The following is a 22,466-nucleotide window of genomic DNA, read 5'->3' on the forward strand; positions in this document are numbered from 1 at the left end:
ACGTGGGCGGGGTCATCGGGCCGGTGCGCTGCGGCATCGTATGAGGGGCCCTTACGGCCCGTCGCCCGGCATGCGAGAGGCGCGCACCCGCTCGGGGTGCGCGCCTCTCGCGTCGCCTCCTCAGCTGGTGCGGCGGCGGTTGCCGCCACCGCCGTTGCCGCCACGGGACTGGCGCCGCTGCTGCTTGCGCTCGGTCGCCGCGGACGGGGCGATGTCGTCGTCGTCCGTGGCCAGATCGGGTGACTGGAAGATCACCGCGAACGGGCTCGGCGGGATGATGCGGTCGGGCTCCTTGCGCGCCGGTGGCGGCGGCGTCGACAGGAAGCTCGGCTCGCCCGCGGCCGGCGTCACCGGCTCGGGCCCGGAGGCGGGCCCAGTAGCGGGTGCGGTAGTGGGCCCGGTAGTGGGCCCGGTAGTGGGCCCGGTGATGGGCTCGCTGACAGGCGCGGCGGGAGCGACCGGCGCTGACTCGGCTCCGGCGTCGCGCTTCGAGCGGGTGCCGGCACCGGTGTCGGGCCCGGTGATGGGCCCGGTGATGGGCCCGGTGATGGGCCCGGCGTCGGCCTCGGGCTTGGCGGACCGGCGTGAGCGGGTGGGCTTCGCCGGCGCCTCCGGCGAATCGGCCAGCGCCTGCTCGATCGCCGTGGACGCCGCCCCCCTGCGGGTGCGGCTCCGCTTCGGCTCGGCGGCCTGGATCTCGTCCGGCGAGAAGATGGCGGGAGTCTCCTCCGTCTTGGCCTTCACGGGCTCGACCTCCGTCGTCTCGGCGGGTGCGGTCTCCGCCAGCTCCCTGCCGCCGCGGGTGCGGCGGCGCTGGCGCGGCGTGCGGGCGGGGCGCTCCTCGCGCTCGTCGCGGCGGCGGCCGCCGCGCCCGCGGATCCTGCCGGTCTCACCGAGGTCCTCGATGCGCTCCGCGGACAGCCCCGCGCGCGAGCGGCTCGCGTGCGGCAGGACGCCCTTGGTGCCCTCGGGGATGTCGAGCTCGGTGTAGACGTGCGGCGAGGTGGAGTAGGTCTCCTCGGGTTCGGCGAAGTCGAGCCCGAGCATCTGGTTGATCATCTTCCAGCGGGTCAGCTCCTCCCACTCCACGAACGTGACCGAGATGCCCGTGCGCCCGGCCCGGCCGGTGCGGCCGATGCGGTGCACGTAGGTCTTGTCGTCGGTGGGGCAGTCGTAGTTGACCACGTGGGTGACGTCGTCGATGTCGATGCCGCGGGCGGCCACGTCGGTGGCCACCAGCACGTCGATCTTGCCGTTGCGGAACGCCCGCAGCGCCTGTTCGCGCTGGCCCTGACCGAGGTCGCCGTGCACGGCCGCGACCGCGAAGCCGCGGGTGTCGAGCTGCTCGGCGACCATGTCGCAGGCTCGCTTGGTCTCGCAGAAGACCATGGTGAGCCCGCGGCCCTCGGCCTGCAGCAGCCGGCCGAGGATCTCGATCTTGTCCATGCGGTGGACACGCCACACGAGCTGGCGGGTGAGCGGCGTGGTCTCGCCCTCGCCGCTTTCGAGCTCCGCGCGTACGTGTGTCGGGCGGTTGAGGTATTTGCGCGACAGCGCGACGATCTCGCCCGGCATGGTGGCCGAGAACAACATCGTCTGCCGCTGCGCCGGGATCAGCTTGAAGATCCGTTCGATGTCGGGCAGGAAGCCGAGGTCGAGCATCCGGTCGGCCTCGTCGAGGACGAGGGTGGTGACCTGGCTCAGGTCGAGATGCTTCTGCTTGACCAGGTCGAGCAGGCGGCCGGGGGTGCCGACGATGACGTCGACCCCGGCCTTGAGCGCCTCGATCTGCGGCTCGTACGCCCGCCCACCGTAAACGGTCAGAACCCGGGAACCGAGCTTGCCCGCGGCGGTGACGAGGTCTTCGCTGACCTGGACGGCCAGCTCGCGGGTCGGTACGACGACCAGCCCGCGCGGCTTCTTGCGGTTTTTGCGCGGCTTGCCGATGCCTTGCAGCATGGCGATGCCGAACGCGTAGGTCTTTCCCGTGCCCGTGCGTGCCTGACCGATGAGGTCCTGGCCGCTCAGTGCGAGCGGGAGTGCCATTTCCTGGATGGGAAACGGTGCGACGATGCCCTCGGTCTCAAGGGCATCGGCGATCTCTGGTGTGACTCCGAGGTCTCGGAAAGTCGTCAGCGTGGCCTGCCTCAGTCTCAAATGAAGGCGGGCCTGCCGGGACCGACGGGCGGAAAACAGCCCCCGTGTCGTGGGTCCGCGCGGTAGAGCCAGCCCTCTCGCGTCATCAGCGACCGCGCACCCGGGGAACGGGGGTCAATCGAGGGAAACCCCCCGAATTTACACAGTGCGGTCGCACTTTCACAGAGCAGTGTACTCGATACCACAACGCTGACCGAGCTTACGTATGTTCCCGAAGATTCCCCCCAGTACGCTGCCTTGTTATGAAGGAGTCTCCTGGAGTCGTCGACCTGCTCGGTGTGCTGGCCTACGCGGAGTTGAGCGCCCACGCGCGGATGACCGAGGACGCCGCGTCTCTTGCGCCCTCTCTCGCCGACCGGGCGGCGCTCAGCGAGCTGGCCGTCACCGAATTCGCCCACTTCCGCCTGCTGCGCGACCGGCTCGCCGAACTGGGCGCCGATCCCGCCGAGGCGATGACGCCGTTCGTCGCGGCGCTGGACGCCTGGCACGCGCAGACCAGGCCGGCCGACTGGCTGCAGGCGCTGGTCAAGACGTATGTGGGAGACGGCATCGCGCTCGACTTCTACCGGGAGGCGGCCAGGCACCTCGACCCGTCGATCGCCAAGCTGGTCGACGAGGTGCTGGTGGACGAGGGCCGGTCGAAGTTCGCGGTCGAAGGGGTGCGGGCGGGCATCCAGGCGGACCCGGCGGCGAGCGGGCGGCTGGCGTTGTGGGCGCGGCGGCTCGTCGGCGAGGCGCTCAGCCAGGGCCAGCAGGTGGCCTCGGCCCGGCCGGAGCTGGCGCTGCTGTTGATGGAGTCGGCCGGCGAGGGCCAAACGGATATATCCCGACTTTTCGCGAAGTTGACCGAGGCGCACAACAAGCGTATGGCGGCCATGGGCATCTGAGGCAGGCGCGTTGCCCGCATAAGGCGGCGCAAGGGCACGCAACGGTTGTACCGTGCCAGACATGAGGGCCTCGCGCCGCTACGGCAGTATCTTGACGAGATGTGAGCCGGCCCGCTGGACACCGCGGGCGGTGCTGCGGAGACAGAGCGCGGCCTGCCCGGCCACGGAGCCCAGGCGAGATGCCGTGCCCCGGCCGCGCAGGCCCCGGGGTTGCCTGATCGGCAAGCCGCCCGCGCAGGGCTGAGCCGGGAGCCGAGCCAGGAGAAACCGGTGCGGGCATGGCGGAGCCGCGCACGTGGGTGAGGGGGAGGCGGGGCACGGCGCGTGCGCCGCACCCCGCTCACAAGCCTTTAGAGCGTGCCGCCGAACCCGACCGGCCGCGACTCGTCCTCACCGATCTCGATGAACCCGAGCGATGCGACCGGCACGACGATGCGCCTGCCCTTGACGTCGGTCAGGGCGAACACGCCGCGCTCGACCGACAGTGCGTTTCTGATCTCCTCCTCCACCTGCTCTGCGGTGAGGTCGGTCTCGACAACGAGCTCGCGGTGCACGGAACGCACGCCGATCTTGATTTCCATCCTGGCTCCCTAGTCGACGGGGCTGGCTCACCCCAATGGTGACCGCTCGTCCCGGCGAGCACCGCCGGCGATCGCGCCCAGCGAACGGGTTATGCCGTACGCGGAAAACCGCTGATGCCGCGCCAGGCGAGCCGAGCCATGAGCTGCTCGGCCGCGTCCTTCGGGATCGAGCCCTGCGTGGTGACCCAGTAGCGGGCGCTCACCTCCGCCATGCCGACCAGGCCGACGCCGAGCAGGTGCGCCTCGTCGCTGGTGCACCCGGTGTCCTCCTGGATGACCGCGCTGACCATCTCGGCGCACTCGCGCAGCGACCGCTCCACCCGCTGCCGCACCGGCGCGACGTTGCGCAGATCGGACTCGAAGACCAGGCGGAACGCCTCGCCCTGGGTGGAGACGAAGTCGAAGAACGCGCTGAACGTGGCCTGCACGCGCAGTTTGTTCTCCTGAGTGGAGGCCAGCGCCTCGCGGCAGCGGTTGACCATGTCGTCGACGTGGAGGTCGAGCAGCGCCAGATAGAGCTCGAGCTTGCCGGGGAAGTGCTGGTAGAGCACCGGCTTGCTGACGCCTGCCCGGTCGGCGATCTCGTCCATGGCGGCCGCGTGGTAGCCGTTCTCGACGAACACTTCCTGCGCGGCGCTCAGCAGCTGCCGGCGTCGGGCGAGTCGGGGCAGCCGGGTGCCCCGGGGCTTCGCGTCCGGGGTTGCGGTCACGCGGGTCTCCATAGGTCTCTCAGCGGGGCTGTGCGGACATCCTACGGGCGCGTCAACGGGCCCTCGGTGACAACGGTCACAGACGAGCCGCCATCGCACAGGTCATAGCCGTGGAGCCGGCTCACCGGCACCGGCTCAGCGATAGTCGTCATCGTCGAGTTCCACGACGCGGTCCTGGTCGGCCGCGTCGGCGGGATCGACGTCGAGTGGCAGCTCGCTGCGCAGCCTGCCGACGGGGCGGATCTCACGTTGCTGCTCGGCCGCGTCGGCCTCGGGCGTCTCGATCGAGAAACGCTCCTCTTCCTCTTCGTAGGTGCTCGCGTCCCCGCGTATGTCCATCTCTGACATGTCGGTCCCCCTCTTGGTGCGGACGCGTCCAGACTACGCCCGGCTGAAAAGGTCGCCGCGTTTCTCCACTCGGGCGAGTACGTCCGGCGCCGTGAACACGAGTTCCTCGGCGTGCTCGCAGTCCTCGACCTCCTTCCACGACAGGGGGGTCGAGACCGTCGGCCGCTCCCTGGCCCGCAGCGAGTAGGGCGCCACGGTCGTCTTGGCCGGGTTGTTCTGGCTCCAGTCGATGAACACCTTGCCCGGCCTGGCCTTCTTCGCCATCACGCTGACGACCTCCTGGGGATGCTCCTTCTCCAGGCGTTGTGCCAGCCGTTTGGCGAAGGCGGAGGGCTCCTCGCGGCAGTCCCACTCGGCGTACAGCTGCATGCCCTTGTTGCCGCTGGTCTTCGGCACCGCGACGAGCCCTTCGCCCTTGAGCACCTCGCGGAGCATAAGCGCGACCCGGCAGCACTCGACGATCGTGGCGGGCGGGCCGGGGTCGAGGTCGAACACGAGCGTGTCGGGCGGCAGCGCCTCGCCGTCGTCGTCGACGCGCCACTGGGGAACGTGCAGTTCGAGCGCGGCCAGGTTGGCGTAGTAGACGAGCGTGGGCAGGTCCTCGACGACGGCGAAGTCGATGCTCTCGCGGTTCTTGGTGCTGCCGGGCGCGGGCAGGTTGACCCGCCTGACCCAGTCAGGGGTGTGGTCAGGGGCGTTCTTCTCGAAGAAGGACTGGCCGGTGACGCCGTTCGGGAACCGCTTGACGGTCAGGGGCCTGCCCGCGAGATGCGGCAGCAGGACAGGGGCGATGCGGCTGTAGTAGTCGATGATCTCGGCCTTGGTGAAGCCGTAGTCGGGATAGAGCACCTTGTCCAGGTTGCTCAGCGCCAGCTCGCGCCCGTCGACCTTGACCGGCACCTTCATGGCGTCACCTCCGAGGGGAGCTTGTCGGGGCGCAGCCCGCGCCACACGGGGTGCCGCAGCCGCTGCTCGTCCGTCCACATCGTGTAAGCCACCTCCCCGACGAGATCAGGCCTAACCCACCGGTTCCGCCACGGAACCTCGTTGCAGAACGGGCTGCGCGCGACCTCCAGCGGGCGCAGCCTCCCGTGAAGATCGTCCAGTACGGCGTCCGTGAACCCCGTGCCGACGTGCCCCACGTACGTCAGGCCTGCGCCGGTGAACATCCCCATGGCCAGCGACCCGATCCCGCCGGACCGGCGGCCCTTGCCGGGCTTCCAGCCGCCGATCACGACCTCCCTGGTGCTCAGGTTCTTCACCTTGACCCACCACGGTGAGCGGGTGCCCGGCCGGTAGGGCGCGTCCAGCCGCTTGGCGACCACACCCTCAAGACCCTGCTCGTACGTGGCCGACAGCAGGTCGGAGTCGCCGGGGAAGTACGGGGGCGCACCGATGTCCAGCTCGTCGAGGAGTGCCCTGCGGTCGCGGTAGGGCAGGTCGAAGAGGGGCATGCCGTCGAGGTAGAGCAGGTCGAACGGCATGTACGTGACGGGATACCGTTTCAGCATGGCCGGGTCGGGATCGGTCAGGTGCATCCGGTGTTGCAGCCGGACGAAGCTGGGCCGGCCCTGCGGGTCCAGCGCCACGACCTCGCCGTCGATGATCGCGTGCTTGACCCCAAAGCCCGAAATCTCCGGATAGCGCCGCGTGTACTCGACCCCATGCCGCCCCGTCACCCGTACGCCGTCCTCGATGTGTACGAGAGCCCGGATGCCATCCCACTTGACCTCAAGCCCGTACATGTCGCGATCAGAGGATAGTTCCCCGGGCACAGCCAACATCGGTTCGACCGGGTATGGCATTGGTTGCCCCATGACGGGTATGTGCCCATCGGTGGACCGTTGAGTGCTGAGGAGTTGCGTATGCGCAGCATCTGGAAAGGTGCGATCTCCTTCGGGCTGGTCACCATCCCGGTCAAGCTCTACTCGGCGACCGAGCAGAAGGACGTGACGTTCCACCAGGTGCACCGTGAGGACGGCGGGCGGATCCGGTACAAGCGGGTGTGCACGGTCGACGGCGAAGAAGTCCCCTACTCGGACATCGCCAAAGGGTACGAACTCGCCACCGGCGAGGTGGTCGTGCTGACCGACGAGGACTTCGAGGACCTGCCGCTCAGCAGCTCGCGCCGGATCGACGTGCTCCAGTTCGCCCCCGCGGACCAGATCGACCCCATCTACTTCGCCAAGTCGTACTACCTGGAGCCCGACGCGCAGGGGGCGAAGCCGTACGTGCTGCTGCGCGACGCCCTGGAGAGCTCCGGCCAGGTGGCCGTGGTCAAGGTGGCCCTGCGCCAGCGGGAGTCGCTGGCCACGCTGAGGGTCAGGGACGGCATCTTCGTGCTGGAGACGATGCTCTGGCCCGACGAGATCCGCACACCCGACTTCCCCTTCCTGGAAGAGGACATAGAGGTACGCGCGCAGGAACTCAAGATGGCCGAGTCGCTGATCACCACCATGGAGTCCGACTTCGACCCGAGCGAGTATCACGACACGTACCGCGAGGCCCTGCAGCAGGTCATCGAGGCGAAGGTGGCGGGCAAGGAGGTCGTCGCCGCCCGCGAGGAGGAAGAAGCGGGACCCGCCGTGGACCTCATGGCCGCGCTGAGGGCGAGTGTCGAGGCGGCCAAGAAGGAACGCGAAGGCGAACCGGCCAAGCAGAAGAAGGCCGGCGGCAAGTCGAAGGACGAGGACAAGGCCGCTTCCAAGCGCAAGACCCGCAAGTCCGCGTAGCGATCCACCCGGGCCGAGGAGCCGCCTGAGCGCGGGCCGGGACGCGCCCTACCTGTCGACGTGGCAGGCCGCCTCGTCAGCGGAACCTGGTTCGCTCTGGCAGCGCGCCTGGACGCGGGCGTAGCGGATGGGGCTCAACACCGGCGGCAGACGGCGGCCGTTGACCGGCGAACCGCGGTCGGCGAGCACCTTCCCTCGGTGACGGCGGCCGGTGATGTCACCGTCCCACCCTGGCCCTGGCCCGCCATCGTGTACGGCGCGCGGCCGTGCCCCGTCGCCGGGGTGCGAGGTTCACCACCTGACGTCTCCGTCCTGTGCCCGGAGGCGCTGCGGGCCGGAGACGGTTCCGGCGGCGGGGACCCTTCGGGCGGAGCCGGTGTCCCGGGCGTCGCGCAGGTGCGCGCTGGACGGACACACGCCCGTCAGGGACCGCGCCGGACCGCCGGCCCTGCCTGGCCATGGCCGTGCGCCGGCCCGACGCGGAAGTCGAAAACGAACCCGCCGCCATGATCAATCATCGAATCGGACAAACCGGATAATTCATAGCATTTCATTGGATAAATGTTTAATAGAAGCAATAACATTGTTAATGCCTAGCAAAATGGGGCGATAGCTGTTTGTCTCCCTTCGTGGCGGAAATGACATTCCGTGGATGACTCTTCAGCAGCCGTCCAAGACTGTTTTCTGTTTATCGGGAAACGCGAGAACGGGGCAATCGATCCTTTAGGGGGAAAACGCAATGCCCAAGCTCAAGAGTGCTATCGCAGGCCTCGCCATCAGCACGGCCCTGACTGGTGGTGCGGTCGCCGTTGGTGCGGCGACGACCTCGTCCGCCGCTGGTGCCGCAACCCAGGTCAACACCGGCACATCCGTGGTCGCGGGTGGCTGCCATGGCTGGTGGCGCTGCGGATGGCGCCGTCACCACCACCACAGGATGCATGTGAGGGTCAAGGTCCACAACAGGAACCGCAACATCAACAGGTTCCCGCGTCCGACTCCGACTCCGACGATCACCATCACCGCCACTCCTGCAGAAGACGAGTAGGGTGATCCGCCGGACGGCGCAGAAATGAGGAGTCGTCTTTCACGTACGGTCGCCGCTCGCGGGGAGCTGGAATTGGCCGGGTGAACTCTCGACTCTCGGGAACGGCCCGTGCATTCATCGCACGGGCCGGTCCTGAGCTTTGTTTCTAGGTCCTACGGCAATCACTGGGGAGGGCTCTGCCGGCATCCGTCGCGGGGCCCTCGCTGCCGTCTTACAAGTGGTGGGCCAAGAGCTCTGTTACATAATGCGTGGCTTAAAAGCCATGACGATGGATGTGGCCGGAAAAGGCTTGCTAATTCCAGTTAGATGGACATTGTCTCGGTTAGATGCAGGATGCGGATGAGCCGCTAGTGGGGAATCCGTGCCGCTTCCCGGCATTCTGGTATCTGCTGGTTATCCGGGAGCACAAAGAACGGGGCAATCGATCCTTTAGGGGGAAACGCAATGCCCAAGCTCAAAAGTGTTGTCGCAGGCCTCGCCGTCAGCACGGCGCTGACCGGTGGCGTGGTCGCCGCGGGCGCGACCACGACCGCTGCCAGTGCCGCCACCCAGGTCAGCGCGGACACGTCCGTCCTGGCGGGCGGTCACTGCCACAAGCGCCGCTGCGGTTGGGGCTGGGGCCGCGGGGCCCGGTGGGGCGGCTGGGGCAAGTGGGGCCGTCACCGCCACCACGGCCACGGCCGCATCCGGATCGTCATCGTCAACCGGAACCACAACGTCAACCGCTTCGACCACGACCGGTTCAGGTGATCGGCTCGCTCATGGTCTGAGCCCGTGGCGCAATTTCCCTGCGCCACTGTAGGAGTCCGCTGAATGCGATGTACTCCTGCATGGGAAAGGGTGCCCGCATTTGACGGGATCGACGTCATCTCTCCGTAGAAAACGACGTCCTCCCACAAATGCGGGCACTCGACTTCTCTGCCGCGCCTCCACCACCGACCGCTCACCCCCGCCATCCCCCACCCGGCCATCCCCACCCTGGCAGCTCCCCGCCGCTCCACCCTGACCGCCTCCCCACCCCGCTCGGGCCGGTTCCCCGCCGCTCCACCTGGTCCGCAGCGCCCTGCTCGACCAGTGCCGCCGGCCTTCACCACCGCGCGTCGACGCTTCCACCGCAGCCACCCCAGGCGGCCGGCACACGCAGGTGGGCATGTCGGCCGCCCGGCATGGGCACGATCGAGGGCGCCGGCCCGGCTCCGGCCGGGGGCATGGTTCCCAGAGCACGGACGAGGGACGGTGCCGGAGCAAGAGGGGCCGAGAAGCACGGCGCCCGAAGCGAGGCGGGACGCAGCGTGCGCGGTGGATCTCAGGTGACTGGATGGTGAGCGGATGGCTCACGCGGCGATGACCACAGCCTGCGTGCCCGACCCGCTGGTGCGTCGGCCTGCTCGTGTGTGCGCCGGTGGCAGGCGCGCCCGTCGGCCCGCCCGTGTGTCCGTGCGGCTGCCCGCCCGCTCGTGCGCCTGCTCCCCAGCCCGTCCGGTGTTCGTCGCCGGCGACGAGGAGGCTCCCGGAGCGCGGTACGAGGAACGTGAAGTGCCCGCATCCGCTGGGTGGACGTCGAGACTCCGAAAGGAGGACGTCGGTCGCCGCGAATGCGGGCACTCTGTGGTGAACCGGAGTTCATCGCCTTGGCGGACTCCGGGGGTGGCGCAGGGAGCGCGCCACCGGGCTCAGGCTATGGCGTGAGCCCGATCACCTGAACCGGTCGTGGTCGAAGCGGTTGACGTTGTGGTTCCGGTTGACGATGACGATCCGGATGCGGCCGTGGCCGTGGTGGCGGTGACGGCCCCACTTGCCCCAGCCGCCCCACCGGGCCCCGCGGCCCCAGCCCCAACCGCAGCGGCGCTTGTGGCAGTGACCGCCCGCCAGGACGGACGTGTCCGCGCTGACCTGGGTGGCGGCACTGGCAGCGGTCGTGGTCGCGCCCGCGGCGACCACGCCACCGGTCAGCGCCGTGCTGACGGCGAGGCCTGCGACAACACTTTTGAGCTTGGGCATTGCGTTTTCCCCCTAAAGGATCGATTGCCCCGTTCTCCCATTTCCTGCGATCGCAAGGATCGGCGGGAAGCGGGATCGGATGTCTCGCTAGCGATTCATCCGTGGTCTACATATATCCGAATCAATGACCAACTAACCGCAATTGTCCAGTTTTGCCGGATAGTAGAGACCTGTATGGCTTTTGTGGGGATGGCTGCCACAGCTATGTGTCGTACAAATGCAGCGAGGGCCCCCTGGCTGACGCCAGTGGGGCCCTCGCCGGGAGTGCCGTGCGAGATGCGGAGAATGAGCCCGATATTCGCTGGTCGTGTTCACGTCGCTGTGTACGACGACCATTCACGGATAACGGGTGCTCATTCCTGCTCCATCAATTCGCGGTTATGTCACCAGTCACGGTTGTGGTGGTGGCGGTGGCGACGCTCGCCGTTCTCGTTGCGGTTGTCATTGCGGATGACGACGCAGATGTTGCCGCGGTGGTGACGGCGGTGTCCCCAGCCCCAGCCGCCACCGTGGTGGCCGTGACGCTTGCAGCTTTGGCGGTGGTGACGCCGGTGTCCCCAGCCCCAGCCCCAGCCGCCGTCGTCCCCAGTGACGACGGACGGGCCGGTGCGGACCGGGGTGTTGGCCTCGGCGCTGGTCGCGCCCAGGCCGACCACGCCGCCGGTCATCGCCGTGCTAAGGGCGAGGCCTGCGATAACACTCTTGAGCTTGGGCATTGCGTTTTCCCCCTAAAGGATCGGTTGCCCCGTTCTCGACGTTTCCGGGTGACCTGAAAGCAGGTCTTGGACGGCTGCTGAAGAGTCATCCGTGGAAAGTCATTTCCTGGGCTGTGGGCGGGCAAACAGGAATCACCCTATTTTGCTGTGCATTAACAATCTTATTGCTCGGCTTAAACATCTATCCAATGAAATGACATGATATGTCCGATTGTGCCGTTATCCAGAGGATCGCAGCACGGAATGGCGGATACTGCCCGTCCTGGCGTCCGGTGTCCTGGGCGCGCGGGCGCAATACCCTGATCGGTATTTGTGGTGCACGTATTCGCCGACACGATGGAATGGCGCGATCGACCGGCGGCACTCATTCGTGCGTCGGCGGGCATGCCCGAATGGGCGCGGCGTTGCCGCCCCTTCGTTGATCCCGCCATTAACGATAAGTGCTACGGCGATTACGCTGGGTGTTGCTGGTCTGATGCTTTCCAGTCAGGCCTGCCATAAACGGCAAACGATGGCTTTTGCCGCAGTCTTGGGGTGCCATGAGATCCCTTAGATGCCTATGAAGCGATATATGCCGAAATGTCCATATCGACGGGCCCGGCATGCCCGCCCGCCGCGGCGCCGGCTGCCTCAGGAGAGCGTGGTTATCGTTGAGGAGAGGGAAGAGAAGCTCCAGCGCGACCAAGGAGGCTCGATGATGACCGCGGAGCCGGTCCCGCACTGGCCGGGACGCATGATCGGCTCGGTGCACGTCCGATCCACCCAGCCGGCCCCGGGCGAGACCTGGGCCGGTTCCTCCACCGCCAGGCCACCCCACGGCGAGGGACCGGGCGCGGCGCACGCGCACGCGGTCAGGGAGGGCCCGACGGAGCAGGCCGTCTTCGTGCACGGGCTGGCGGGTTCGGCGACCAACTGGACCGATCTCATGGACGAGCTCAAGGACGAGGTCACCTGCCACGCCCTCGACCTCCCCGGCGCGGGTCACTCGCCGGTCCCCGCCGACGGCGACTACACCGTCGCGGGCCATGCCAAGGCCGTGATCGGTCTGCTGGAGCGGACGGGACCCGCCCACCTGTTCGGCAACTCGCTCGGCGGCGCGGTCTCCGTCAGGGTCGCCGCCTGCCGTCCCGACCTGGTCCGCTCGCTCACCCTCATCTCGCCCGCCCTGCCCGACCTGCTCCCCAGGTACGGTCCCGTCCGCGTGGCCGCCGCCGCGCTGCCCAGGCTGGGCGAGTGGGCGGCGAGCACGATGCGGCTGTTCCCGGCGGAGCAGCGGGTCAGCGCCTCGCTCGCCATGGTCTACGCCGACGCCGACGCCGTCCATCCCGAACGCCTGCGCAACGCCGTCGACGAGCAGCGCAGGCGCGACGACCTCCCCCACGCCGGTGAGGCCGTGATCGCCTCCGCGCGGGGCATCGTCGCCGAATACTTCCGCTTCGGCGAGGACAACCTCTGGCGCCAGGCGGCGAAGATCGAGGCGCCGACCCTGATCGTGCACGGGCGGCACGACCGTCTGGTCCGCCCGGCCATGGCCGCGAAGGCGTACCGTACATTCCGGAAGGTCAGGCTGGTGTTGCTGCCCACGGCCGGGCACGTGGCGATGATGGAGACACCGCAGGTCGTGGCGGCGGAGGCACGCCGTCTGATCGGTGAGACTCGATTGGGGAATGCCCGACTCGCCAGCTAGGTTTCAAGGTGAGATAAGACCCCCTGCAAACGGGAGCGTAGAAAGTGTCGTTGCCACCGCTGGTCGAGCCGGCCGCAGAGCTGACCGTCGACGAAGTGCGCCGCTACTCGCGTCACCTGATCATTCCCGATGTGGGCATGGCGGGGCAGAAGCGGCTGAAGAACGCCAAGGTGCTGTGTGTGGGCGCCGGAGGCCTGGGCTCGCCCGCGCTGCTCTATCTCGCGGCGGCGGGCGTCGGCACCCTCGGCATCATCGACTTCGACGTGGTCGATGAGTCCAACCTGCAACGCCAGGTCATCCACGGCCAGTCCGACGTGGGCAGGCTGAAGGCCGAGAGCGCCGCCGCGTCAGTCCGTGAGATCAACCCGCTGGTCGACGTCGTGATCCACAACACGGCGCTGAGCACGGAAAACGTCATGGAGATCTTCTCCGGCTTCGACCTCATCGTCGACGGCACCGACAACTTCGCCACGCGCTACATGGTGAACGACGCCGCGGTGCTGCTCGGCAAGCCGTACGTCTGGGGGTCGATCTACCGCTTCGACGGGCAGTCGAGCGTGTTCTGGGCCGAGCACGGGCCCTGCTACCGCTGCCTCTACCCGGAGCCCCCGCCTCCCGGCATGGTGCCGTCGTGCGCCGAGGGCGGCGTGCTCGGCGTGTTGTGCGCGTCGATCGGCTCCATCCAGGTCAACGAGGCCATCAAGCTGCTGACCGGCATCGGCGATCCGCTGGTCGGGCGACTGATGATCTATGACGCCCTGGAGATGAAATACCGCGACGTCAAGGTCCGCAAGGACCCCGAGTGCGTGCTGTGCGGGAAAAACCCGACGGTCACGCAGCTGCTCGACGACTACGAGGCCTTCTGCGGCGCGGTCTCCGAGGAGGCCGCCGAGGCCGCCAGCGGCTCCACGATCACGGCGCTCGAGCTCAAGGGCATGATGGACCGCGGCGAGAACATCTATGTCGTCGACGTCCGCGAGCCCAACGAATATGAGATCGTCTCCATCCCCGGCGCCAAGCTGATCCCCAAGGGCGAGTTCCTCAACGGCTCGGCCCTGGAGAAGCTGCCGCAGGACAAGAAGATCGTTCTGCACTGCAAGTCGGGCGCGCGCTCGGCCGAGGCGCTGGCGGTCGTCAAGGACGCAGGTTTCTCCGACGCCGTCCACGTCGGCGGCGGCGTGCTGAGCTGGGTCAAGACGGTCGACCCGAGCCTGCCCAGCTACTGACGGTCTCAAAGGGGCGCTCGCCGTGGATTCCGCACGCCCCTGGCCCACCCTGGTGACGGCCTCCGCGCTGACGCTGATCTGCGCGGTGGCCGCCGGGGTGGCCGGCAGCGCGGCGGGCACGGAGCTGACCCGCGGGCCGAGCACGGCCGAGTTGCACGCGGCGGCCCAGCGCGAGATCGCCGAGCGCTGGCGCGCCTGGCCCACGGGCCGCATCTTCCCCACCACGCTGGCCTACGCCGCTGAGCAGGGCGGGCGAGAGCGCGCGAGGAGGATCGGCATCTCGCCGCACACTTCGTGCGCGGACTCCGTGGACGCCGGGGCCGCCACGGCGTTGCGCGCGGCGGGCTGCCGGGGCGTGCTGCGGGCGACCTACATCGACGCGCTGCGCGGGGTGCTCGTGACGATCGGCGTTGTGGCCATGCGCGACGAGCGGGGTGCCCTGCAGGCCAAGTCCGCCTTCTCCGACAGCGGCGAACCCGAGCCCGGGCTGCGGCCGCTGGCCTTTCGCGGTACGGTGGCCGACCGGTTCACGCCTGCCGTACGCCAGGCGGGTTCTGTCCGCCAGGCGGGCCCCTATCTCGTGCTGACCACGGCCGGCCAGGTGGCCGGGCGCCCCGCCGACACCGTGGGCGAGCAGCGGCCCGCCATCTTCGCCTTCGCCACAGAGATCTCCGAGCACGTGCTGTCGAAGCTGAGCACGCCACGGATGCCCGACTGCACGGCCGAGGAGTGGGTGTGCTGAGGCGGGGCAGAGGCGGGGCTGTGCTGAGGCGAGGCGCGGTGGTGGCGGCGCTCGGGTCGTTGCTGCTCGCGACGCCGCCCGTCTGGGCCGACGACGTGCGGGGCGGCCAGCAGGCGGTGATCGAGACGCTCGACCTCGCCAAGGCGTGGCGCACCACCAGGGGCGCGGGGGTGCTGGTGGCCGTGCTCGACTCCGGTGTCGACCGTCGCCATCGTGACCTGGCCGGCTCGGTCCGTGTGGGCAAGGATTTCACTGTGGGCGCAAACCCGCGGGGCGTGACTCCGCGCAGGTTGCACGGCACGTACATGGCCTCGCTGATCGCCGGGCACGGCCACGGGCCCGAGGGAAAACGGGGGATCATCGGCGTCGCGCCCGAAGCGCACGTACTGTCGGTAAGGGTCATCCTCGAGGATGAAGAGCCCGGTTTCCGGGAGTTCAACTCCGCCGAGCGCTTCGAGGACGTGGTGGCCCGTGGCATTCGCTACGCGGTGGACGAGGGAGCAGACGTGATCAACATGTCGATCTCCAAAGAGCTGGCGACCCGGCAGGAGCGTGCGGCGATCCGTTACGCCATCTCCAAGGGTGTCGTGCTGGTGGCCGCCGCCGGCAACCACGGCGACAACAAGATCGACGGCGACTTCGCGCCCTACTCCTACCCGGCGGCGTTCCCCGGGGTCGTCTCGGTGGGGGCGACGGATCGGCGGCTGCGGCGGGCCGCGTTCTCCAACCGCAACTCCTCGGTGCTGGTGTCCGCGCCGGGCGTGGACATCATGGGCGCGGGCCCTGGCGGCCAATACTGGGTCGGCAGGGGCACCTCGCAGGCGACCGCGCTGGTGTCCGGGGTAGCCGCCCTCATTAAAGCGAAATATCCGGATATGTCGCCGCCGCTCGTCGCCCGCGCCCTCTCCACCGGCGCCACCGACCGCCCGCCCGGCGGCTACGACACCGCCACCGGCTTCGGCGTCGTGAACGCCACCAGGGCGCTGGCCGAGGCCGGCAAGCTCGCCGGGCACACCGAGACAGCCACCGGCGCCGAGGTCCACGACCCGGCCAAGCCGCTGGCCGGCGGCGACGCGGGCCCCGTCAGGGTCATCACCAGGGACCAGCGGCAGGTGACGCTCTACTCCGCCATCGCCGCAGCGGCGGGCGCCGGCGCGCTTCTGTCCCTGGCCGTCATCTTCGTCCTGGTCAGGCGCGTACGCCGGGCGCAGAGCTCACAAGAGGCATGATCCGCCTACTTAGGGGGACGAAATAGACAAGCGAACGCGGGAACGAGGCGGTGGTGAAGGCACGTAGGACGACCTCAGGGCTTCCGCGCGCCGGGGGAGAGGCCACGCAGCGACGGAGCAACCCGCTCGGCGCCGCGACCGGCCGCAGGTCACGCGTCCGCGCATGGCCTGCGGCCAATTCCCGCACGCGCACGGCGGCCCGGCAGCGCGCCCAGATGGACGACCTCAGGCAGGGCATCCGCTACCGGCGCATCTTCGTCGTGCTGCTCGGCGTCATCCTCGCCGTCTCGGCCATCGTCGTGCTGCTGGGCTCGGTCGGGCTGGTCGCCGAGACCCGCTCGCGCCCGCTGACCGCCGCCGAGCAGAACCAGTACAAGGACGAGGAGATCGCCAGGCGCTGGCAGGCATGGCCGGCCACGGGCGTCTTCCCGGAAGAGGTGAAGTACGTCGGCCTCGACCGCGCCCAGCAGTACGCCAGGCGCGTCGGCATCGCACCGGAGACCGACTGCGGCAAGGGCGTCGACGCCTCCGTGGCCGGGGTGCTGCGAAGCCACGGCTGCGTCACCGTGCTGCGGGCCACGTACACCGACCAGACGGCCGCGTTCGTCATCACGGTCGGCGTCGCCGTGCTGGAGGACGAGGAGTCCAGGGTCTCGGCGACGGACGAGCTCACCAAGGACGATCGCGTCGGTGTGCTGCCGGTCGCCTTCCCCGGCACGGTGACCGAGCGCTTCGGCCCTCAGCAGCGCCAGCGCACCGGCTGGGTGGGCGCGGGGCCGTACATCGTGTTCTCGACGGCGGGCTACGCCGACGGGCGCACCAGGGCCGCGGTCCCGCCCGAGGAGATCCTGCACAGTGAGTTGTGGCCGGCGGCCAGGTCGGTCGGCAACCAGATCGCCTACTTCCTGGCGGACCCGCCCAAGGTGCCGCCCTGTACCCAGGGGAACGTGTGCTGAACGCCGTACGCACGCTCACGGCCGCGCTGCTCGTCCTGGCGGGACCCGCCGCCGACCCCGTACGCGACCAGCAGCAGTGGGTGCTGGACGCGCTCAACATCGAGCGGGCCTGGTCGGTCACCAAAGGCGCGGGCGTCACCGTCGCCGTCGTGGACAGCGCGGTGGACGGCGAGGTCAAAGAGCTCAAGGGCCGCGTGACCGCCGGCCCCGACATGACCTCGGGCGCGGTGAGCCGCGAGGTGTCGCCGGGCAGGCACGGCACCGCCATGGCCGGGTTGATCGCCGGCTCGGGCGAGGACGGCGGGTTCACCGGCGTCGCCCCGGAGGCGCGCATCCTCTCGCTGCCCCTGGTCACCGACGAGGAGCCCACGATGGCCACGCCGGCGCCGGACGCGGGGCGCTCGCGGGAGAGCCCGCTGGCCCGCGCCCTGCGCTACGCCGCCAACCACGGCGCCCAGGTCGTCAGCATGTCGATCGGCTCCTACGGCCCGCTCAGGTCCGAGCGCGAGGCCGTCTCCTACGCGCTCGGCAAGGGCGTCGTGCTGGTGGCGGCCGTGGGCAACGACGGCCAGACCGACTACGCCAAGAAGGAGGACACCTCCTACTGGAGCTTCCCCGCCGGCTACCCGGGCGTCATCGGCGTGGCGGCCACCGACAAGCAGGGCAGGCGGGCGACGTTCAGCAGCGACAACCTGTCGGTGATGGTCGCGGCGCCCGGCGTCGGCGTGCCCGTGGTCAAGCGCAAGAGCGGCTACGAGATGTCGCAGGGCACCAGCTCGGCCGCCGCGCTCGTGGCGGGGGTGGCAGCGCTGATCAAGTCACGCCATCCGAAGATGCGGCCCGAGCAGGTGGCCCAGGCGCTGTCGTCGAGCGTCAGGGGCCGGCCCGCCGCCGGTTACGACGACCAGACGGGGTTCGGCGTGGTCGACGCGGCGGCCGCGCTCAACGCCGCGGGAAGCCTGACCGGCGCGAAACGCAGCGTCGTGCCGGGGATGGAGCACTTCGGGGAGGGCGAGGACTCACCCGTCCCGGCGCCTCCAGGGCCCGACCCGCTCCGCCTGGTGTTGTACGGCGGCGGCGTGCTGGTGGCGCTGGTGGCGTTCTGCGGCGCGATCATCATGCTCAATCAGCGCAAGGAGTGAAAGGCTCCGTACGACGGGAGGAGTGAACATCCGCTATGGTCCCCCGTCATGGGATACGAGCTGCGGGTGGTGCGTGAGTCACCACTCGCCTTCGCGGAGCTCGCGAAGGCCATCGCTCCGGCCGGTTTCGAGCTGCGCGGATCTGACGAGATCGTGGCCGGTCACGGGGGCGCCGCGCACGCGGTGGCACGCTGGGACGACCAGCTGATCGGCGAGCCGGGCTCCGACTGGCAGGTGGCACAGCTCCTGCGGTTGTCGGCCGCGCTCGGCGCTCGGCTCGTGGGCGAGGACGGCGAGGTCTACGCTGTGCGTGACGGCGTCATTGAGGTCGAGGCGGGCGGCGGCACGGTGGAGATCGGCAAGTTCGACGAGATCATCGACGCCGGGCCGGCCTCATGGACTCCATGAACCCGTTCGCGGAGAAGGTGCTCGATCTCGTGGAGCGCATCCCGCCGGGCAGGGTCATGGCCTACGGCGACATCGCCGAATACCTCGGCGAGGGCGGTCCGCGTCAGGTCGGCGCGGTGATGTCGACGTGGGGCGGAGGCGTGCCGTGGTGGCGGGTCGTGCACGCGGACGGCAGCGGCGCCGCCCCTGACCACCTGCGGAGATGCCTGGCTCACTGGCGCGAGGAGGGCACTCCGCTGCGCGGCGAGCGGGTGGACATGCGGCTGGCCCGCTGGGACGGGCGTTCAGCGGATTTTCAGTAAGCGGCTTGACCAGCACTTTCGCCGAACGGGCGATTCTGTGACATGTGACGCGCATTACCATGGGCAGAACACTGATGGCGGCCCGAAAGGCGGTGCCTCCCCATGGCCACCGGCGTTACAGCCCAAAGCCAGGGCGGCGATTCGCTCGCCGACCGCCTGAAGGCTGTCCAAGATCTTTGTGATCGTGGCGAGCCTCTCGAAGCGGTCATGCGAGCGGTCGGTCCAGGCGGTCGCGACGCGGTGTTCGACACCGAGGTGCTGAGCGGCCCTCTGGGGAACCGCATGGACCTCGCGGTCAAACGCGGCGCGGCGCGCCGGCGCGAGATGCTCCAGCTCATCCGCCCCTACCTGGCGGGCGTCGACGCGCGCGTCAAACGTGACCTGCCGGTCGCGCGCCGCGTCATCTGTCACCTGATCGAGCACCGCCCCGACGATGAGCTCGTCGAGGGCGAGACGCTCACCACGGTCGTGGCCGCGGCGGCCGAGCCGTCCAAGCGCATCCGCAAGGGCCTGCGCTGGTACGCCGAGCTGCCCTTCAGCGACGAGCTGCCGTCCGACCTGCTCCGGCTGCGCCGTTCCGACCTGGTCCCGGTGACCCACATCGACGACATCGTCTGGGTCGACGGCAGGCTGCGCGTCACCGGCTTCGCCTACCTGGCGGGCCTGTCCGTGCGCAGCCGCAGGTTCAACTGGGCGACCGTGGTGCTGCGCGGCCCGCGGTGGTTGCCGCCCATCCGCATGCGCACCCGCCGGGTCCTCGCCCCCGAGGCCACCCACGGAGCGCGCGAGCCCGGCTGCAACTACGACTGGTCCGGATTCACCGCGGAGCTCAGCCCGTGGTCGCTGCGCTGGCGCGGCGCCGTGCGCGGCGCGGTGTCCGCCGTGCGGCGCCGGATGCGCCACCGGCCCTCCGTGCCCGACGCCACGACGTGGCGCGCGGAGATCGTGTTCTGGAGCCGGGGAGCGCGGGCCACCGGCCTGCTGCGCGGCTTCTCGATCGGCAGGGCCGAGCGCCCGGCCGGGCGCCTGCTGAAGCCCGGCTGGTGGGCCAGGCCGGTCTGGACGTCCGACAGGGCGCTGCAGATCGTGCTCCAGCCCAACCGGGCCGAGCTGAAGGGCGTGTCCCTCGACGGCGAACGCCTCGAGCTCAAGATCTCCCTGCCCGGCCGTACGGTGACCAAGGGCCACGCCAGGCTGGGCGGTCACCGCATCGCCGCCGACTTCACGCCCTCGGGCGACGGCACGCAGGTCGTCGTCGGGCTGGCCGTGCCCGCGCTGCTGCAGGAGAAGGACGGCCGGCGGCTCTGGGTCGAGCCCAAGGGCGACCCCGCCGCGTCGGTCATGCTCGCCGACCTTGTCGAGACCCGCACGACCGTGGGCGACCGCGAGATCACCGTGCTCGGCGACCGGCGTGACCGCGTCGTCGTCTCCGCCCACCGCATCCGGCCGGTGATCACCTCGGCGGACTGGGAAGGGCCGGTGCTCGTCCTGCGCGGCGACTATCCCGACGCGCCCGGTCCCCGCACGCTCACGTTGCGGCACAGGTCAGGGCTTTCCTACTGGATCCCCATGGATCGGTCCGGCGACGCGTTCACCGTACGCGTCGAGCCGGCGGCCATGGACCGGTTCGGCGATGCCGTGCCGCTGGCGTCCGGCACCTGGAACATGTCGGTGCGCCACCCTTCGGGTGAGATCGTGCCGCTGCGCGTCGACCACGCCGCGCTGCCCGCGTTCGACGAGGACCCGCGCACGTTCGACGGGCGCACCTTCCGGATGATCTCCACGCGGTTCGACGTGCCGGTGGTGACGGTCGAGGAGGACCGGCCCGCCGACGAGCGCGGCGTGGCGGGCACCCACGTGCTGCGTCGCGTGTTCTACCCGGCCCAGCGCACCGAGCCCCTGACGGACGCGACCGCCTACGTCGTCAACGACGGGCGACTCTACGCCGACAGCGTCCGCGCCATCTACGAGGAGCGGCTGCGGCGGGGCGACGACCGCGAGCACATCTGGATCGTCAAGGACGGCGCGTTCGTGCCGGAGGGCGGCGCGACCGTCGTGCGTGCCGGCAGCCGCGAGCACCACGCGGCGCTGGCCAGGTCGCGCCACATCATCACCAACGCGTTCCTGCCCACGTGGTTCCGCGCCCGCGAGGACCAGGTCGTGGTGCAGACCTGGCACGGCACCCCGGCCAAGCACCTCGGCAACGACCAGCCCCACATGCAGCGCGACCCGAAGCCGCCGATCTGGTACCGGCAGGCGGCGGAGGTGCGCGGCTGGGACCTGCTGCTGTCGCAGTCGCCGTGGGCCACGCCGGTGCTGCGCAAAGCGTTCGGTTACAAGGGCGAGGTGCTGGAGAGCGGCCTGCCCCGCAACGACGTGCTCACCTCGCCCGACCGCGACGCGCTCGCGGCGGCGGTGCGCGAGCGTCTCGGGCTGGCCCCGGGCAAGCGGGTGGTGCTGTACGCGCCGACGTGGCGTGACTACGACCGTAAGAACGCCATGGTCAAGCTCGACCTCGCCAAGGCAAGGGAGGCGCTGGGCGCCGACCACGAGATCCTCGTACGCGCCCACCCGATGCAGGCCATGCCCGCTGTCCCCGACATCGCCCGCGACGTCACTACATATCCGGACATCGCCGAGTTGCTTCTGGTGACCGACGTCCTGGTGACCGACTACTCCTCGGTCATGTTCGACTTCGTCTGCACCGGCCGCCCGATCGTGTTCTACGGCTACGACCTGGCGAAATACTCGTCGAAGCGGGGCCTCTACCTCGATCTGCCCGAGCAGGCGCCGGGGCCGGTGCTCTCGACGTCGGCCGAGGTGATCGACGCGCTGAGGTCGATCGACGAGGTGGCGGCGGCACACGCGGACCGTTACGACGCCTTCCGCGCCACGTTCGCGCCCAAGGACGACGGCAAGGCCACGGCGCGCGTGGTGGACCACCTCTTCCCCTGACGGGGCGGCCGGCCGTCAGAAGAGGTCGGGCAGGTCGGGCAGGAGGAGGCGCCTGCCGGGATCGTGTGCGGGCTCGGCGGGCGGCCGTGCCGAGCCCTCGTGAGGGGTGTGCTCCACCAGGAGATAGAGCAGCGCCGCCACGCTGGTGCCGCAGACCATCTCCCCGTCGGCGATGAGCCCGCGGACCAGGGAGAGGTGGAGCCACTCCACCCGCGTGGCCTCCGGAGGATCGGCGGGCGGCGCGAGGCGGGTGGCCGACTCGGCGCGGTAGACGTGGTGCAGGCTGTCGGAGAGCCCGTTGAACGGCTGGACGGACAGCAGCGGGCGCAGCGGGCCGGGCCGCCATCCGGTCTCCTCCTCGACCTCGCGGGCCGCCGCCGCGATCGGCATCTCGCCCTCGTCGATCCGCCCGAGCGGGATCTCCCAGCCCCAGGTGTCGGTGATGAAGCGGTGCCGCCAGACCAGCAGCACCCGGTCGTGGCCGTCGGTGACGACGGCCCCCGCGCCGGGCGCGGTGCGGACGAGCCGGTGGTCGAGGTGGCGCCCGTCGGGCAGCTCCACGTCGGCGACCCTGAGGTCCAGCCGCTCATCGGAGTAGAGCGACGTCTCGGAGTGGACCAGCCAGCGCATGACTAGAGGTTA

At 69.7% G+C, this 22,466-nt stretch carries 22 protein-coding genes; 13 read left to right on the top strand and 9 right to left on the bottom strand.

What is annotated here, in order from left to right; translation table 11 throughout:
- Window positions 1-120 precede the first annotated feature (120 nt).
- Complete coding sequence (locus ACTWPV_RS16405) at window positions 121-2,046, bottom strand: DEAD/DEAH box helicase (protein WP_443152402.1); 1,926 nt, start codon at window positions 2,044-2,046, stop codon at window positions 121-123.
- A gap of 353 nt (window positions 2,047-2,399) precedes the next feature.
- On the opposite strand from ACTWPV_RS16405, the gene ACTWPV_RS16410 reads away from it, so the two are divergent.
- Window positions 2,400-3,044, top strand: coding sequence for a ferritin-like fold-containing protein (locus ACTWPV_RS16410; RefSeq protein WP_347646406.1), 645 nt, complete (start codon window positions 2,400-2,402; stop codon window positions 3,042-3,044).
- Window positions 3,045-3,394: 350 nt separating this feature from the next.
- On the opposite strand, the gene ACTWPV_RS16415 is transcribed toward ACTWPV_RS16410, so the two are convergent.
- The 5 genes from ACTWPV_RS16415 to ligD (ACTWPV_RS16435) form a co-directional block, all read right to left on the bottom strand.
- Window positions 3,395-3,625: a DUF3107 domain-containing protein gene (locus tag ACTWPV_RS16415; protein ID WP_347623185.1), complete on the bottom strand. Its 231-nt coding sequence runs from the start codon at window positions 3,623-3,625 to the stop codon at window positions 3,395-3,397.
- An 89-nt stretch (window positions 3,626-3,714) separates the two neighbouring features.
- On the bottom strand, window positions 3,715-4,335 hold the full coding sequence (locus ACTWPV_RS16420; protein ID WP_165975053.1) for a TetR/AcrR family transcriptional regulator: 621 nt from the start codon (window positions 4,333-4,335) through the stop codon (window positions 3,715-3,717).
- Between the two features lie 135 nt (window positions 4,336-4,470).
- The gene (locus ACTWPV_RS16425) at window positions 4,471-4,683 is read right to left on the bottom strand and encodes a hypothetical protein (RefSeq protein ID WP_347646408.1); all 213 of its coding nucleotides are present in this window, start codon (window positions 4,681-4,683) and stop codon (window positions 4,471-4,473) included.
- A gap of 33 nt (window positions 4,684-4,716) precedes the next feature.
- Complete coding sequence (gene ligD / locus ACTWPV_RS16430; protein WP_443152403.1) at window positions 4,717-5,589, bottom strand: non-homologous end-joining DNA ligase; 873 nt, start codon at window positions 5,587-5,589, stop codon at window positions 4,717-4,719.
- A complete protein-coding gene (gene ligD / locus ACTWPV_RS16435) occupies window positions 5,586-6,428 on the bottom strand; it encodes a non-homologous end-joining DNA ligase (RefSeq protein ID WP_443152404.1) in 843 nt (280 codons plus the stop codon). The genes ligD (ACTWPV_RS16430) and ligD (ACTWPV_RS16435) overlap by 4 nt, the downstream gene beginning before the upstream one ends.
- Window positions 6,429-6,548: 120 nt before the next feature.
- Between ligD (ACTWPV_RS16435) and ku the strand changes: the two genes are divergently transcribed.
- The 3 genes from ku (at window position 6,549) to ACTWPV_RS16450 (ending at window position 9,210) form a co-directional block, all read left to right on the top strand.
- Window positions 6,549-7,415, top strand: a complete 867-nt coding sequence (gene ku, locus ACTWPV_RS16440; RefSeq protein ID WP_347646411.1) for a non-homologous end joining protein Ku — start codon at window positions 6,549-6,551, stop codon at window positions 7,413-7,415.
- A gap of 739 nt (window positions 7,416-8,154) precedes the next feature.
- The gene (locus tag ACTWPV_RS16445) at window positions 8,155-8,460 is read left to right on the top strand and encodes a hypothetical protein (protein ID WP_443152405.1); all 306 of its coding nucleotides are present in this window, start codon (window positions 8,155-8,157) and stop codon (window positions 8,458-8,460) included.
- Window positions 8,461-8,904: 444 nt separating this feature from the next.
- Window positions 8,905-9,210, top strand: a complete 306-nt coding sequence (locus ACTWPV_RS16450) for a hypothetical protein (RefSeq protein ID WP_347646415.1) — start codon at window positions 8,905-8,907, stop codon at window positions 9,208-9,210.
- A 945-nt stretch (window positions 9,211-10,155) separates the two neighbouring features.
- Here the strand turns inward: ACTWPV_RS16450 and ACTWPV_RS16455 are convergent.
- On the bottom strand, window positions 10,156-10,461 hold the full coding sequence (locus ACTWPV_RS16455) for a hypothetical protein (RefSeq protein ID WP_347646415.1): 306 nt from the start codon (window positions 10,459-10,461) through the stop codon (window positions 10,156-10,158).
- A 383-nt stretch (window positions 10,462-10,844) separates the two neighbouring features.
- A complete protein-coding gene (locus tag ACTWPV_RS16460; protein WP_443152406.1) occupies window positions 10,845-11,177 on the bottom strand; it encodes a hypothetical protein in 333 nt (110 codons plus the stop codon).
- Between the two features lie 694 nt (window positions 11,178-11,871).
- Here ACTWPV_RS16460 and ACTWPV_RS16465 point away from each other — a divergent pair.
- The 9 genes from ACTWPV_RS16465 to ACTWPV_RS16505 all read left to right on the top strand — a co-directional run bounded on the left by ACTWPV_RS16465 (window position 11,872) and on the right by ACTWPV_RS16505 (window position 21,824).
- A complete protein-coding gene (locus tag ACTWPV_RS16465) occupies window positions 11,872-12,864 on the top strand; it encodes an alpha/beta fold hydrolase (RefSeq protein ID WP_443152407.1) in 993 nt (330 codons plus the stop codon).
- 44 nt (window positions 12,865-12,908) lie between these two features.
- Entirely contained in the window at window positions 12,909-14,090 is a 1,182-nt protein-coding gene (gene moeZ / locus ACTWPV_RS16470; protein ID WP_443152408.1) for an adenylyltransferase/sulfurtransferase MoeZ, read from the top strand.
- 22 nt (window positions 14,091-14,112) lie between these two features.
- Entirely contained in the window at window positions 14,113-14,832 is a 720-nt protein-coding gene (locus ACTWPV_RS16475) for a hypothetical protein (RefSeq protein WP_443152409.1), read from the top strand.
- Between the two features lie 20 nt (window positions 14,833-14,852).
- Window positions 14,853-16,061, top strand: a complete 1,209-nt coding sequence (locus ACTWPV_RS16480; RefSeq protein WP_443152410.1) for a S8 family serine peptidase — start codon at window positions 14,853-14,855, stop codon at window positions 16,059-16,061.
- A gap of 53 nt (window positions 16,062-16,114) precedes the next feature.
- The gene (locus tag ACTWPV_RS16485; protein ID WP_443152411.1) at window positions 16,115-17,017 is read left to right on the top strand and encodes a hypothetical protein; all 903 of its coding nucleotides are present in this window, start codon (window positions 16,115-16,117) and stop codon (window positions 17,015-17,017) included.
- On the top strand, window positions 17,011-18,159 hold the full coding sequence (locus tag ACTWPV_RS16490; RefSeq protein ID WP_443152412.1) for a S8 family peptidase: 1,149 nt from the start codon (window positions 17,011-17,013) through the stop codon (window positions 18,157-18,159). The genes ACTWPV_RS16485 and ACTWPV_RS16490 overlap by 7 nt, the downstream gene beginning before the upstream one ends.
- A 48-nt stretch (window positions 18,160-18,207) precedes the next feature.
- Window positions 18,208-18,567 carry a hypothetical protein gene (locus ACTWPV_RS16495; RefSeq protein WP_443152413.1) on the top strand — a complete coding sequence of 120 codons (360 nt, stop codon included), beginning with the start codon at window positions 18,208-18,210 and terminating at the stop codon, window positions 18,565-18,567.
- Window positions 18,555-18,869 carry an MGMT family protein gene (locus ACTWPV_RS16500; RefSeq protein ID WP_347646425.1) on the top strand — a complete coding sequence of 105 codons (315 nt, stop codon included), beginning with the start codon at window positions 18,555-18,557 and terminating at the stop codon, window positions 18,867-18,869. Before ACTWPV_RS16495 ends, ACTWPV_RS16500 begins: the two co-directional genes overlap by 13 nt.
- Before the next feature lie 207 nt (window positions 18,870-19,076).
- Window positions 19,077-21,824 (top strand): CDP-glycerol glycerophosphotransferase family protein, encoded by a 2,748-nt coding sequence (locus ACTWPV_RS16505; protein WP_443152414.1) that lies wholly within the window; start codon window positions 19,077-19,079, stop codon window positions 21,822-21,824.
- Between the two features lie 15 nt (window positions 21,825-21,839).
- Here the strand turns inward: ACTWPV_RS16505 and ACTWPV_RS16510 are convergent, their stop codons facing one another.
- The gene (locus ACTWPV_RS16510; RefSeq protein WP_443152415.1) at window positions 21,840-22,454 is read right to left on the bottom strand and encodes an NUDIX domain-containing protein; all 615 of its coding nucleotides are present in this window, start codon (window positions 22,452-22,454) and stop codon (window positions 21,840-21,842) included.
- Window positions 22,455-22,466: the final 12 nt, after the last annotated feature.

Origin of the sequence: Nonomuraea sp. KM88, assembly GCF_052245635.1 — a bacterium.
GTDB lineage: Bacteria > Actinomycetota > Actinomycetes > Streptosporangiales > Streptosporangiaceae > Nonomuraea.